The sequence below is a fragment of the Erythrobacter sp. S259 genome (genome assembly GCF_057364965.1).
On the sequence record NZ_CP200286.1, the window covers coordinates 1906626 to 1920725 of the forward strand.

8 protein-coding genes are annotated in these 14100 nt (G+C 54.1%); 4 read left to right on the forward strand and 4 right to left on the reverse strand.

What is annotated here, in order from left to right; genetic code table 11:
- Positions 1-3: 3 nt before the first annotated feature.
- The gene (locus AC0V60_RS09120) at positions 4-2235 is read right to left on the reverse strand and encodes a TonB-dependent receptor (RefSeq protein ID WP_486178162.1); all 2232 of its coding nucleotides are present in this window, start codon (positions 2233-2235) and stop codon (positions 4-6) included.
- Between the two features lie 407 nt (positions 2236-2642).
- Between AC0V60_RS09120 and AC0V60_RS09125 the strand changes: the two genes are divergently transcribed.
- Positions 2643-4307: a methyl-accepting chemotaxis protein gene (locus AC0V60_RS09125; protein ID WP_486178163.1), complete on the forward strand. Its 1665-nt coding sequence runs from the start codon at positions 2643-2645 to the stop codon at positions 4305-4307.
- Between the two features lie 34 nt (positions 4308-4341).
- Here AC0V60_RS09125 and ald read toward each other — a convergent pair whose 3' ends face one another.
- Positions 4342-5460: an alanine dehydrogenase gene (ald, locus tag AC0V60_RS09130; protein WP_486178164.1), complete on the reverse strand. Its 1119-nt coding sequence runs from the start codon at positions 5458-5460 to the stop codon at positions 4342-4344.
- A 425-nt stretch (positions 5461-5885) separates the two neighbouring features.
- Between ald and AC0V60_RS09135 the strand changes: the two genes are divergently transcribed.
- Entirely contained in the window at positions 5886-7805 is a 1920-nt protein-coding gene (locus AC0V60_RS09135; protein ID WP_486178165.1) for an autotransporter domain-containing protein, read from the forward strand.
- Between the two features lie 281 nt (positions 7806-8086).
- On the opposite strand, the gene AC0V60_RS09140 is transcribed toward AC0V60_RS09135, so the two are convergent.
- Positions 8087-8473 carry a response regulator gene (locus AC0V60_RS09140; RefSeq protein WP_486178166.1) on the reverse strand — a complete coding sequence of 129 codons (387 nt, stop codon included), beginning with the start codon at positions 8471-8473 and terminating at the stop codon, positions 8087-8089.
- Positions 8474-9136: 663 nt separating this feature from the next.
- On the opposite strand from AC0V60_RS09140, the gene AC0V60_RS09145 reads away from it, so the two are divergent.
- Both AC0V60_RS09145 and AC0V60_RS09150 read left to right on the forward strand, forming a co-directional pair.
- A complete protein-coding gene (locus AC0V60_RS09145) occupies positions 9137-12562 on the forward strand; it encodes a CheR family methyltransferase (RefSeq protein WP_486178167.1) in 3426 nt (1141 codons plus the stop codon).
- 7 nt (positions 12563-12569) lie between these two features.
- Positions 12570-12998, forward strand: a complete 429-nt coding sequence (locus AC0V60_RS09150) for a response regulator (protein WP_486178168.1) — start codon at positions 12570-12572, stop codon at positions 12996-12998.
- Here AC0V60_RS09150 and AC0V60_RS09155 read toward each other — a convergent pair.
- Entirely contained in the window at positions 12995-14056 is a 1062-nt protein-coding gene (locus tag AC0V60_RS09155; RefSeq protein WP_486178169.1) for an adenosylhomocysteinase, read from the reverse strand. The genes AC0V60_RS09150 and AC0V60_RS09155 overlap by 4 nt on opposite strands.
- Positions 14057-14100 lie beyond the last annotated feature (44 nt).

The window sequence follows — 14100 nt, forward strand, 5'->3', positions numbered from 1 at the left end:
GATTTAGAAATTGCCGCGCAGGCTCACGCCGTAAATACGCGGCTGGTTCACGAAACCAGTGTTGTTGTTGAAGTCAATCGCCCCGATGAGGTTCTCTTCATCGGTCACGTTCCGCGCGAAAGCGCCGACTTCATATTGACCGTCTGCAAACACATATCCAACCCGAACACCCAGCTCATTATTGCCCGAGTGATTGAACTCGAGGCTTTCATAAAGGAATATGTTCGTCTGACCCTGAATGAACCAATCAGCGTTGAAATAAAGCTCGTTCTCACCGACAGGTAGAGTGAACTGCGCCTCGATATTGAAGTTCGTCCTTGGTGCCTGGGGCAGCGGATTGCCATTTATGAGGGCCAGGCCGCTCTCATTCAGCGGATCGACCACAGTGCAGGCAAAACAGACTGCCACCGCGAGATCATCATCTTTGATCTCTGTATCAACATAAGCGAAACCAGCGCGCAGGAAGAAGAAGTCGCTAGGGTTCCAGTCAAGGTCGATTTCGAACCCGTTGGCATCAGCATTTTCAGCATTGATAAGCGAGATAAAATTACCCGCCCCGCCTACAGCCGTAAGCTGAATGTCGCTCACCTCGTAGTAGAAAATAGAGCCATTGAAACGCAGTGTGTCATCAAACAGCGTCGTTTTAAAACCGGTCTCATAGGAAATCACTGTCTCAGATTGCGCCTGCGATGTCGGAACGCCAAATGCGATGCTGCGCCCTTGAATAGACGGCCCTCTGAAACCCCGCGCGGCGCGTGCGTACATGTTAAAGTTGTCTGTGACTTCGTAAGTCGCGCTCAGATCCCAGCTGAACTGGCCATCGTCAATTGATGTCTCCAAAGTGCCATTGTCGAGCGTGAATGTCGGGTTCGGCACCAAAAGGACCTCAAAGCTTTTTTCGTCATCGGTGTAGCGCAGGCCGCCTGTAAGCGTGAGCTGATCGCTCACTTCGAAGCCGACGTGACCAAAGACAGCCCAGCTGTCAGCATCGGATTGCCAGGTTGTTGCCGGAGCGGGAGAGCCACCAAGGAAGGTGGAATCTAACAGGCTGTTTTCAAAATAGAACGCCCCCACCTGCCAGTTGAAAATACCAGAAGTATCGCTCGCCAGCCGAATTTCCTGCGTGAATTGATCGCTGTCCGAACGCCCGCCTGTATCGGACGGGAACGGAATGTTACCGGGGAACGAGAAAGTTCCCCCGGTAAAAAGGCTGGTGCCGGGTGAAAATGGCGCAGGAGCAACCCCGCCAAAGGTGCCCGCAAAGTCGATTGCGCCGCCATCAATATCACCGCGCCCGGAGCGGTTGAGATCGCTGTAGCTGGTGATTGAGGTCAGTGTGATGCCATCAGCCACATCAAGGCTCAACCGGAGCGATGATAGAAAGATATCACGGTCAGCGGGATTGCCCCCTCCCCCATCATAAGCAACCACATCGCGGTCGAAATTATTGTTGAGCTCGTTGCTTCCGGCGGTGAGGACGTTTGCACGGAAGAAAGTGGCTGAGGCATTCGAGTCCGCATAGCTGACCATTGCCAGCGCACTAAATCCCGGTTGATTCAGTTCAAGCTGGACGCGCGCGGCTGCATCAAAAAAGCCGCCAGAGAAATTCTCTTCTCCGGTGAATGCATTGTCCACCCAATCGTCTTGGCGCTGATAGAGGCCAGAGACGCGAAAGTTCAATACGTCCTCAATCAAAGGACCGCCGACAGCAGCCTCTGCATTGACCGTATTGAAACGGCCATAGTTGAGGTTGAATGACCCTTCGAGAACGTCCGAAGGCTTGCGGGTGTCAAACTTCACGATACCCGCCGGCGTGTTGCGGCCAAACAGCGTGCCTTGCGGGCCGCGTAGGACTTCGACCTGCTCGACATCGAAGATCGGGAAGCCTTTGAGGATCACGTTTTCCAGAACCACATCATCGAGCACGACTGAAACGGGCTGAGAGGCCGCAGTGTCAAAGTCAGTGTTGCCAAGACCGCGAATATAAAAGCGAGGAGATTGGCGCCCGTTCGAGCTTTCTATATTCAGTCCCGGGACCCGCCCATTGAGGCCCAAAACATCTTCAACCCCGGAAAGAGCGTTCTCCAAAGACGCGCCCGACAATACGCCAATTGAGGCGGGCACGTCCTGCAAATCTTGCTCGCGGCGCTGCGCAGTCACGATGATCGCGTTGCTGCTTGAGTCCTCAGCAGCCTCTTGATCGGCGGACTGAGCGAGAGCCTGTCCACTGAACATAAATGTGCTGAGTGCGGCTGACGATAAAAATAGGCTTTTTTGAACATGGCGAACATACTCCCCTTCATGACCATTTACACAGATCTGCCCCAAGTCCAGCCAAGCAAGAGCCAGCCCACCCGGCCGGTTCGTTGTTCAGCTGCCAATCCCAAATTTTGTTGTCGTTTTTAAAGAATTTCGCTGCGCTAAGGACATAGTCGAAGAGAGTCAAATCCACCTGTCACCATGCGAAACTCGCAAAAGGGAGAACACTCAGACCGCAGTTTACAGCCCATCAACAACGCCCCTCTAAACGTATCACATCAGGCGGGTGTTTAATGAATGCAGTGTTCCAAAATTCTCAGACCTACAGAAACATATCTGATGACGCACATGCCAGCGAGTCCCGCCTAGACATAAGCGCCGGTTTGCTCGATCAAAACCGCGAGGGTTGCGCGGCAGCATCACGTGAGCCTGAACCGAAACGGCGTGACCGCAATCTTCTCCAGCGCATCTTTGGGGTTCAACCTTACGATGCCAAATGGGAACACCTTCAACGAGAGTACCAGAACACGCTTGTATCGCGCTATATCGTCCAAACAGGATGGAACAGCGTCGTTGCGATGAGCCTTATATATCTGCTTGGAGGGCTCGGCGAAAACTCTTGGCTTATTCTCACCGCGTTTTGCATAAATGCGTCCGCCTTAGTCTTCGGGGTTTCCTTCACGCCCGGATCGAGGTTCGGGAAAATCCACTATATCCGAACCGCGCAAGGGACGTATTGGGCTTACTTTAGCTTGCTCGTATTTGCGTTGGGATGGTCGATATTCGGCTATGCAACAATGCGGTATTTGCCGCCTGAATGGCATGGGTTGGCAGTCGCTATGCTGGTTTCCTTGATCGCGATGGGCGGGCTTGGGTGCTCGGCATATCCGCCGCTTTCCTTGAGCTACATGTCGATCATTGCAACCGGGGCTGGCATTGGAGTGGTAAGTGTGGGCCGTCCTCTCGAAGCCTATTATGTCGGCGGCTTGGTTTTTCTGATCATGCTGCTGTACTTCCAGTTTCTGCGCCGTTCGCACCATGGCCTTCGGCATGTGAGGAACGCGGCTGAACTGGAAGCTAGCGCAGCTGAAAAACGCGCTGCGATCGAATCCAAGCACGAAGCAGAACGCAGCCTGCTGAACGCAAGAGAGCAAGAGCGCCTGCGCGACGAACAGCGCCGTATTGAAAAAGACGAATTACAGCGCGAGGAGCTTTTCACGCTCGCATTGCAATTTGAAAACACCATAGGCGAGGTCTCTAGCAATGTTGCTTCGGCAGCCCATCAGTTCAGCGCAACTGCCAAAGCGATGTCTCGGCAAGCATCCGAAGCTATTAAGCGCACAGAAGATATCGCCGCTGCAATGGAACAGGTCGCACGCGGCAGTACAGCTGCTGCGGCTGCCTCTGATGAGTTCGCGATCTCGATCGACAATGTCGCAGGACAGGCAGCAACCGCCGCGCAACTGGCCCGTTTTACAAACGAAACAGCGCGTGCGACCGATGCCACGATGGCGCTTCTTGAGCAGCGGTCAGAAGACATCGGTGAGATCGCCCAATTGATCGACACAATCGCGGGGCGCACCCGGCTCTTGGCGGTGAATGCATCCATCGAGGCCGCGCGCGGCGGCGAGGCCGGACGCGGGTTTGGCGTTGTCGCAAGCGAAGTGAAGGACCTCGCAAGCCAAACGCGCGAAGCAACCGGTCACGTCTCAAGCAGGATTGAGGAGGTGCAAAGGCGCTCGCAGGCAAGCGCGAAAGAGCTTGCTGATATCAGAGAGCAGATTGGCGTCCTTGAGAACGCAGCATCATTTATCGCGATGACCATGGATCAACAAACCCATGCGAGCAAAAACTTGGCCGAAAGCATTGATATGGCAGCTTCTGGCGCTGGAGAAGTGTCTGCATCCACACAGGATCTGCACACGGCTGCAAGCGCCGTGGGCGACGTATCAGGTGAACTTCTTAAGGCTTCGGACGACTTGGAACTGCAATCCAATCTTATGAACGAAAAGGTCGCAGAATTCCTTTGCCAAATCCGCAAGAACTGACCTCCTGCTCGCACCAACGCGAGTTCTGCGCAACTTACCGGGCCAGGATATCTGCGACCGGTTCATATGCGTAGCCAAGCTCTTCAGCGACAGCCTGATAACACACTGAGCCCGCGTGAACATTGAGCCCTTCTGCCAAGTGCGGGTCAGCCGAAAGCGCGTCGACCCAGCCCCTGTCAGCAATCCTCAAGGCGTGCGGAAGGGTCACATTGTTGAGCGCATATGTGCTCGTGCGCGCAACCGCGCCGGGCATATTGGCAACGCAATAATGGACAACGTCATCAACCACATAGGTGGGATCGGCATGGGTGGTAGCTTTCGATGTGTCAAAGCACCCACCCTGATCAATCGCAACATCAACCAGCACCGCACCTGGCTGCATATCCTTCAACATCTCGCGCGAGACAAGCTTGGGCGCCGCGGCCCCGGGGATCAGCACTGCGCCAATCACAAGGTCGGCCTCGCAAACCGCTTCCTGCAAATTGGTGAGATTGGAAAAGCGGGTCTTGGCCCGCGATTCAAAGTGAATAGCGAGCTTTTCAAGGACTTCAGGATTGCGGTCAAGTATTGTCACATCAGCGCCAAGCCCTGCTGCCATCTGCGCTGCATTAAAGCCAACCACACCGCCGCCGATAACAGTCACCTTTGCAGGCAAAACACCGGGTACACCGCCTAGAAGAACACCGCGTCCGCCATGCGCTTTTTCGAGTGCGCTTGCCCCTGCCTGCACGCTCATTCGGCCTGCGACTTGGCTCATCGGTTTGAGGAGGGGAAGCGAGCCTTCTGCACCTGTTACGGTTTCATAAGCAATCGCAGTGACGCCGGATTTCACGAGGTCTTCGGTTTGTTCAGGATCGGGTGCCAAATGGAGATATGTGTAGAGGACCTGCCCTTCACGAAGCTTCGCTCTTTCGACAGCCTGAGGCTCTTTGACCTTCACCACCATTTCACACTCAGCAAAGATCGGATCGGGGCCATCGGCGATCTTTGCGCCCGCAGCAATATAGGCGTCATCCAAGGCGCCGATCCCGAGCCCGGCACCGCTTTCAATCCAAACATCGTGCCCATGAATGGCAAGTTCGCGTGCGCTTTCTGGGGTAAGGCCAACGCGGTATTCGTGGTTCTTGATTTCCTTAGGGCAACCGACAAGCATATTAGACTCCTTGCAAGTACTTTAGAGCAACTTATCACGATTAGAGAGGCAATTCTGAACCGTGTTTGCGGAATGTTTCGCTCTATTGGGATTTTAACCGGTTAATTGATATTGAGAGTGAAAATCGACCAGATCAGAATGCAGGCTTCTGGAGCAGGTCCAAATAGATGCTGGACGCTTCATGACTTCTAATCTCAATCGGTAGGCGATGGCGGTTTCAATATGTGGGCTGCGCCTATTCTTGCTTACTGCGTCAACTCGCTCCTTTATCGGCAATTGATGCGCATATGGGGCCTTTACCCTCGCAAGGCAAACCGTGTTTGCGGCGGATCGCGGGCATATGTGACGCATATCACTGACCGCGAGTATTAGGACCTCTATATACATCTCAGATCGGACCAGTGTAATGGTCGTGAGGGGGAAATATGATCCGTATATCGAAGCTCGCAAAGGTAAAATGGGTTGGCATTTCGCTGACCTCTCTCGCTGCGTGCACAGCGCAAGGCGCTTTTGCTCAAACCTATGGCTCTTTCGGCGACAATATCGCTGATCCGGGGAACATTCCCGACATCATTGAAGCGGGTAACGAGGCAAATGGGACCAATGATGATCCCAATTTTCCGCCTTCACCTCCAGGTTTTGGCAACCGTTTTTCCAATGGGCGCACAGCGGCGGAGCTCCTACCCGAACTGCTTGATTTCAATCTGACTGACATTAACAATGAAGCGGTCGGCAATGCATTCTCGGACCAGCTCCCGGTCAGCCTTGCAGGCGGCATTTTGCTTGGCAATGGCAGCTCTATTCCCGGCCCCATCGGCCGGGGGCTGACCTCACTCAACGACACCGATATTGCGAGCCAAGTCGACAATTTTCTGGCGAGCGCGGGAAGCCTTAGCGAAGGCGACGTGATGCTTCTCTACGCTTCGGGTAATGACGCAGCGCTGGCTTTGAACACGGCGGCCCTCACCATGGCGCCGCCCGATCAAGCCGCGCAGCTTGCGATTTCAGGGGCACAAGCAAACGCTGTGAACACAGCCGCCTCAGCGCAAAGATTGCTCGATGCAGGCGCTGGGACGGTGGTTGTCTCGAACCTGCCGAACATCGGACAGACGCCTGCCGCGCGCGCTGGCGGGCTTTCGGGAGTGCAGCTGGCAACGCTCTTTTCAACCACTACCAATCAAGGCCTTGCGACCTCGCTTTCGGGGCTCAATACCGGTGATGGCACATTGCTGCTGGCCGATAGTTTCACACTCACCAACGATATTGCCGCAAACCCTGCAAAATTCGGCTTTAGTGATGTGACCAACCCGTGCTCGCTCGTGCCAACATGTGTGAACGCAGACCGGTCGGTGCAGGATCAATTCCTGTTCTGGGATGCCTTCTTCCCAACCGCACGGGGCCACGAGATTTCCGCTGCTTTCTTGGCCGATACGATCAACGCGCCGCGCACCCTGCCAGCCCTTACCGAAGTCGCCCGCTTTGCTACCGAAGAGCAAGCGCGCTCGCTTTTGAGGCTTGAGGGCGATGGCCTGTGGGTGGATGGACGCGCCGGATACGACCGTATGCGCCGCACGCGCGATACATTTGCGGCGGGGTATGAGGCCGATGGTCCGAACGTGCAACTCGCACTTGGCTATACCTTGCTTGATAGCTTCACCGTGGGTGTTGCCCTAGGGTATTCCGACAAGGATGTGGACTTCGATTTTATTGGCGGAGGGTTCGACAAACGCTCGGTGCACGTGAGCGGCTTTGCCACGGTCGAGACGCCTTTCGTCGACCTATCCGCGGCGCTCAGCTACGGCTCTGACGATATCGAGAACCTTGCGCGCGTCACGAATGTGGCAGGGCAAACGTCGGTGGGTGAGACTGAGGGTGACAGCATAGCAGTGGTGTTCGAAGCCTCGCGCTCCATCGCCCCAACCCCTGTGATTACCATCCGCCCGACAATACGCGTGGGCTATTCGGAAAGCGATGTGGATGGCTTTACCGAAAGCGGCGCAACGGGCCTTTCGCAGGTGGTCTCCGACCTTGCGCTGGACAAAACCTTCGCAGAATTGGGCGCAAGGGCGCAACTGGAGTTTGCCGGTGTCGATGCGCATCTTTCCGGCTTCTATCACGTGCGTTTGGACGGCGGATCGCAGGAGATAAACTCCGCACTTGTCACCATCCCTGACTTCACCCGCAGCGCCACCGCGCTCGCGGGCGACCGCAACTACGCACGGGTCGAAGCCGGGCTTTCGAAGACCTTTGGCAAAGTGCGAGTTGGTGTGAACGGCACAGCGACCTTTGCCGACAGCGACTTCAGCCATATTGGCGGGAATGCCAATGTGACAGTGTCATTTTGAGGTTAGGCTCGTTCTAGGATCAGGCTGAGAGGTGGGCGATGTTGTCCAACACGCCGACGGTCTGCTCGCAAAGCACCCCATCTGCGTTACCGTAAATTCGGCGGCCATCAGATCAAAGGCGGCACAAATGATGGTCAATGACCGCTTAGGTGTCCCTTCTCATCTATTGACCAAATATATGCCTTACCCTGCACTTCCATTTTGCTTAAAGGTGCTACAAGGCATTCGCGAGTATATTTGGAAAGCCGCTCTCCCCGCGCTAGGAGACTTGCGCTAAAGTTCTACAAAAGTGCTTTAGCTATCTCTTGAGCAAGCACATCTGGCGGGGTCGGTTTAAGAAGGAGGCGGGCCTGTACCCCCTCCCTCTCGTCCAGCGGATAATCGGTATGACCGCTTATATAAATCACGGGTAATTCAGGGATGTGCGATCGCAATTTGTTTGCGAGTTTAAATCCGTTCATGCCTCCTGGCATCACCACATCGCTAAGCAAGAGGTCGATCTGGAGGCCGCCTTCAACCATGTCGAGCGCTTGCTCAGCCGAAGCAGCGATCGACGGGGTGTAGCCCATCTTCTCTATCAGATCTTCGCTCATGGCCAGCAGCAAAGGGTCATCTTCGACGACCAAAATTCTTTGCCCTTCGCCATCCATGATCATATCGTTCATCATAGCAAACTCTTCGGCCTCTCAGCCCGGAGCGGGCGTAGACATAACGCAAATTGCTACTGACCGCACTTTGCAAAAAAGCATGCTAATCAAATTCAACTTTTTGCTGCATCAACAACATCTAATCCAAGAGACTGACACTAAGACCGCTTGGTAGGAAAGTCGTTTATTTGAAACAGACCAGGACGCGCGCCGGAACGCTCACCAGCGCACTCGTCAATATAGGTGCCAGAACAGCGGTTAGCACAGTGCCATTTCATAGATCTTGATCCCTGCCGCAAGCCACCTTCGAAGCGCGCCCAAAGTTTTCAGGAGGCGGAATTCGCATTATTGCGGCTTTGGAGCCTCACCTTGATCGCGCGCAACAGGGAGTGAAGCAAGTGTGCGTTAGACGGAAAGCACACAAGATCATATCGGTATAAATACATATGCAATTTGGATTACAACCAATTTAAATGATCTGATCACAGCCCTTCACGCTCATATTTGTGCTGGGCTTCATTCAAGCAAAAATAAAAAACACGTTTTATCTGATCTTATTCAATCCGATTTCGTTGTAGTATTATCAATTTGGTTTAGCATACGAGTTCTAATTGAATAATTTTTGTCTTATGATCCATATTCGGGCAAACAAAGACAACAATTGCGGGACGGGAGCGAAACAGGTTGGAGCTTGAAACATCAGACGACTCCGGAGTTGAAGTTCACTCTCAACTTGATTTCCCCATAATTGCGATTGGCGCATCTGCAGGCGGACTGGAAGCCGTGACGCAGATGATCCTCAACACCGACACTGGCACAGGCATGGCCTTTGTCCTCATCATGCACCTCGATCCCAATCATGAAAGCATGATGGCAGAGCTGTTATCGAGCAAAACCCGCCTGCGTGTTCGCCAGATCAGCGACAATGAACACGTCGAGGTCGACTGCCTTCACATAATTCCTCCCGGCTCAGGCCTGCGCATCGAAGGCGGCAAGTTCAAACTTGATCCCTTTAGTGAGCCGCGGGGCCTGCGCCGCCCCATCGACAGCTTTTTCGCCTCAGTTGCGCAAGTACAAGGTGACAAAGCCGCATGTGTGGTGCTGTCTGGTACGGGTGCAGATGGGACTGCGGGCCTGCGCTCAATCAAAGAGTTCGGAGGGGTCTGCGCTGTCCAATCGCCTGAAGAGGCGCGCTATGACGGGATGCCTGTGTCGGCGATCTCGACCGGACTTGCCGATTTCGTGTTCGAAGCAGAACAGATTATTCCGCGCCTTCGCTCCTATTTTGATGGCACGCTTGAGGGCAGCCTTCCATTTGCAGAGCAAGTCACAGAAACTTGGATGCAGGAAATCTTCGCCCTCATTCGGGAGGGCGTAGGGGCCGATTTCTCCGGCTACAAGCGGTCCACATTGCTGCGCCGATTGCAACGCCGGATGCAGGTGCTCGATATCGACGCGATAGATAGATATGTCGGCCATCTGGCAGAATCGCTTGAGGAACAACAGGCTCTTGCGCGCGATTTCCTGATCAACGTGACGTCGTTTTTCAGAGAGCACGAATATTTCGAACACGCACGCCAGACAGTTTTGAAACCGCTCCTTCAAAACGCAAATGGCACCAATGAGGTCAGGATCTGGATTCCGGGCTGCTCCAGCGGCCAGGAAGCTTTCACGATCGCTATGATGGTTGCTGAGACATGCGAGGAGCTTGGCGTAAGCCCCCTCGTCCAGATTTTTGCAACTGACGTCGATGAGCAGATGATCGAGCATGCGCGCAAAGCGTCCTATCCGCTTTCGATGTACACTGAGATCCCTGAACACTATCGCGAGAAGTACACGGTTGCTGCCTATGAGAGGTTTGAGTTTCTTCCCGAAATCAGACGCTTGGTCCGCTTCTCAGTTCACAACATTGTTCAAAATCCGCCCTTCTCAAAAATCGACTTTGTTTCATGCCGCAATCTTCTGATTTATCTGGGGCAGCACCTGCAATCGGAGCTGTTTGCACTTCTCCACCTCAGTTTGCGGCCGGGCGGTCACCTTTTGCTAGGAACCTCAGAGAGCGTCAGTAGAGGAAACAATCTGTTTCGTCCTATTGACCGAAAAGCGCGGCTCTTCAGGCGGAATGACGCGGCCAAACGCATGCATGTCAGCCTGCCTCTCGGCAACACGTCGCGTGACGGCGTCGTGCAGCGCGGGATCGGACGCCTTGCACGGGAAACCGATTTCCCCCGGCACCAGAGCTTTGATGCCTCCAACCTCTCGATCTACGAGCATTACGCGCCGCCTTTCGTTCGCATGACGTCTGATGGTCAAATCATTGATAGCTCAGGCGATTTGAGCCTGTTTATAGAATCGCGCCCCGGTGATGAGCGCACCCTTGCGGCGCTTGGGCGCGGCGCTCTTTCAGATGTGGTGACCCCATTGGCGGCGCAGGCGATTGCGACGGGCGAGCGCCTCTCTTTGAAGGATATCGAGGTCAATTCGCCTTTTGGTACCCAGAAAACCGACATTCTTGCGCACCCCATGAAGGACGAAACAGCGGCGATCGTGTTCCTTGTGAACGAGCGCCTTCAACCCCTTGTTGATCAGTATGCATCGCGCCCCATTTCCAGAGACCAGCGCATCAGCGATCTTCAAGATGAGCTGAAGAGCATCAAGCTTGAGCTCAAGATCAAAGTTGAGGAAATCGAAACCGCGAATGAAGAGCTGAAAAGCTCGAATGAAGAAATGATGTCGATGAACGAGGAGCTGCAATCGGCCAATGAGGAGCTAACAACCGCAAACGAGGAGCTCAAAAACAAGATTGATGAGCTCACCTTGGCCAATGCGGACCTCGACAACTTCCTGCAATCTTCTGATCTTGCGATGATCGTATTGGACCGCGAAAGCCGAATTCGCCACATAACGCAGGCCGCGCGCAACGCATTCCCGCTGGTGCCAACGGACGAGGGACGGTCGCTGGGCGAGTTCAACATTCCGATAACCGGGGTGGCTTTGCATGAAGAGGTCTACAAAGTCATCAAGACCAGCGAAAGTATGGCGTGCACCACACCGCCCAATGATGAAGGCAAAAGCTTTTTCCTTCGGATTACCCCCTATTTCTTTGCAAGCGGCGCAGTGGAAGGGGCCTCGATCACTCTGCTGGATATCACCGAAGAGGTTGGCCTGCGCCAGAACCTCAATGTCCAATCAGAAAAACTGCGCAACGCCCTTGAGACCGCACGCATGGGCATGGCTGAACACGATGCCAAGACTTTCGAGGCCAGCATTGATGCAACCATGGCAGCTCAGCTCAATTTACCCGGGCCCGGCGTGTATCCGCGTGAGGCCATATTCGAGCATTTGGTCGAGCAAGATCGCGGGACCGTCCACGAAGCCTTGGAGCACGCTGCAAAAAGCGGCGAAGATCTCGAAATAGACTTCGCTATAGAAGTATCAGGCAAAGAGCCGCGGCAATTCCGCTCAAGAGGTTTTCTCTTCACTAATCCCGATGGCGAAACGAAAATCATCACGCCGACTGTCGAAGTCACCGCGATCAAGCACCAGCAAATGCTGGTCGAAGAGATGAGCCACCGAATAAAGAATCTGTTCGCGGTGATCGGCGGGCTCATTCAGGCCGCTCCGCAAGAGCTTCCTGAAACTCAGAAGATGGCCAATGATTTGATCGAGCGAGTGGTGTCACTTGGCCGGGTTTACGATTTGGCGCGCAAAGACTTTGGCACTGGAGGCGCAGACCTCGATGATCTGGTCCACTCCGTCGTCCAGCCGCATACAACCTCACAAAAACTGACCTTGCGGGGTCCAAAGGTCCATGTTGATGGTGATGCGGTAAACACGCTCACCCTTATCATTCATGAGCTGACGACCAATGCCACCAAATATGGAGCTTTATCACGGCCAAACGGGTCAATCACCATTTCTTGGGAAGAGAGGGCCGATAAGAAGGTCGAATTGAAATGGTCAGAAATCACACCTGACTTTGAGCTAAGTAAAAACACCGATGGGTTCGGAGCAGTACTTATTGACACAGGGGTCCGGCAACTGAAAGGTGAGTTCAGTCGTGAGTATTTCCCAGAAGGAGCTCAGATTGAATTACGTTTCCAACTCTAGCTCTACTATGAGCTTATTTGAATATGAACCTTGCGATGAGGTATTGTCTGATCGCTCCATTCTTGTCGTCGAAGACCAGTTTATTGTCGCTGCGGGAATTGAAAAGACCTTTCGTAAAGCCGGTGCTCGCTCGGTAACGGTGGCTGGAACGATGGAAGACGCGTGGAAGTTCGCTAAAGAGCAAAGCTTTGATGCAGCTCTGCTCGATATCAGATTACCAGATGGCTATTCGTTCCCCCTGGCGCTCCATTTGTTCTCGCGAGGCCTTCCTGTCGTGATGCATTCGGGTCATGCGGAGATTTATCACTCAGCCAAATTGCCAGGGATCATTTTCTGTCCGAAACCTGCAACCCCGGCTGAACTCCTGGATTCTGTGGTGAGAGCGCAGCGTCTTTCTAAAGATGCAGCGGTGCTTGAGGGCACCGAAACAGGCTAAATCTTCGATCTTGCGGTTGAGGTGACAAATGCATTCGCCAAAGACCGTTCGGCCGATGGCAACAGCGGCTGAAGTCCGCTGCGAATATCACAGTCAGGCGCCAAAAACTTGGCAATCATCTGAATCTGAGCAGCAATCTGCAAATCTGCATATTCAAGCGGCAATCCGCGCCCCATGCACTCATGCAGCGGCTTTCCTTGGCACACGACCTTTACATGCGTCCCAGAGGTCAAATCATGCCTTGCGACAAAATCGCGGACTGGCTTTGAGCGCGGTGATGAATTCTGCATTAGCAATCCGAATGGATTTTCCGCGTGCACAGCGCTGCACAAAAAAGTGCCATTCGTAAGGCTCTCGAGATGATCCCGCGTTAGGCCGCCCGTGCCGCCAACCGTCTGAAAAACTACCGACGCGCAGCGCAAAGCCTCATCCAAAGGTTGGACGCGCTGACCATTCATAACCGCCTTCACACACCTCACCGGATCAGCTTCCACGACAATCACTCGGCCGCCGTAAGCTTTGGCATATTTGGCGACCCCATAGCCTATCGGGCCATAACCAAGGACAACCACATCCGCGCCGGCGATCTGGAGGTTGGTGATATCGAGAAACCCGGAAACACACGCTTGTCCGATGCCGTGAGAGAGCAGCACCATCTCCATCAGGTCGGACCGGGTAATGTCGATTATTGGGGTCTTTGAGGTGGGCACGATGTCTGAACCGGCCGCGCTCACCAAAATAGCTCCTTTGAGCGGCGCTGTTTTGAGCGGCGCTGTGTACGAACACAGCAATTCTCCATTGGTCTCCAGCATGACGTCCAGTTCTTGCGAAATGAACGCATCGCGGCTTGCGGTGAATTTTGCGCCCGCAAGCTCTAACGCAGCGATCAGGTCCAGAGCGCCCGGAGGCGTATCTTCGACCAGAAAGCTAACCTCGAGGCCAGCGCCTGAGAGAATTTGACCGAGGCTCGCAGTGGCCGCATCAAGGGGTAACCCTATGCCGATTGAGCCGCCGAGTTTGGCCTTTAATAGTCCGGTCGCATCTGCGCTTAAGGGCATCGAGCCGCGAGCCCATTTGATGGCTGATAAACCAGCATGTGCTT

Coding starts and splice junctions, on each gene's coding strand:
- ald (WP_486178164.1), bottom strand. CDS start 5,460: ATGCTTGTCGGTTGCCCTAAGGAAATCAAGAACCACGAATACCGCGTT.
- AC0V60_RS09120 (WP_486178162.1), bottom strand. CDS start 2,235: ATGTTCAGTGGACAGGCTCTCGCTCAGTCCGCCGATCAAGAGGCTGCT.
- AC0V60_RS09140 (WP_486178166.1), bottom strand. CDS start 8,473: ATGATGAACGATATGATCATGGATGGCGAAGGGCAAAGAATTTTGGTC.
- AC0V60_RS09150 (WP_486178168.1), top strand. CDS start 12,570: ATGAGCTTATTTGAATATGAACCTTGCGATGAGGTATTGTCTGATCGC.
- AC0V60_RS09135 (WP_486178165.1), top strand. CDS start 5,886: ATGATCCGTATATCGAAGCTCGCAAAGGTAAAATGGGTTGGCATTTCG.
- AC0V60_RS09155 (WP_486178169.1), bottom strand. CDS start 14,056: ATGCCCTTAAGCGCAGATGCGACCGGACTATTAAAGGCCAAACTCGGC.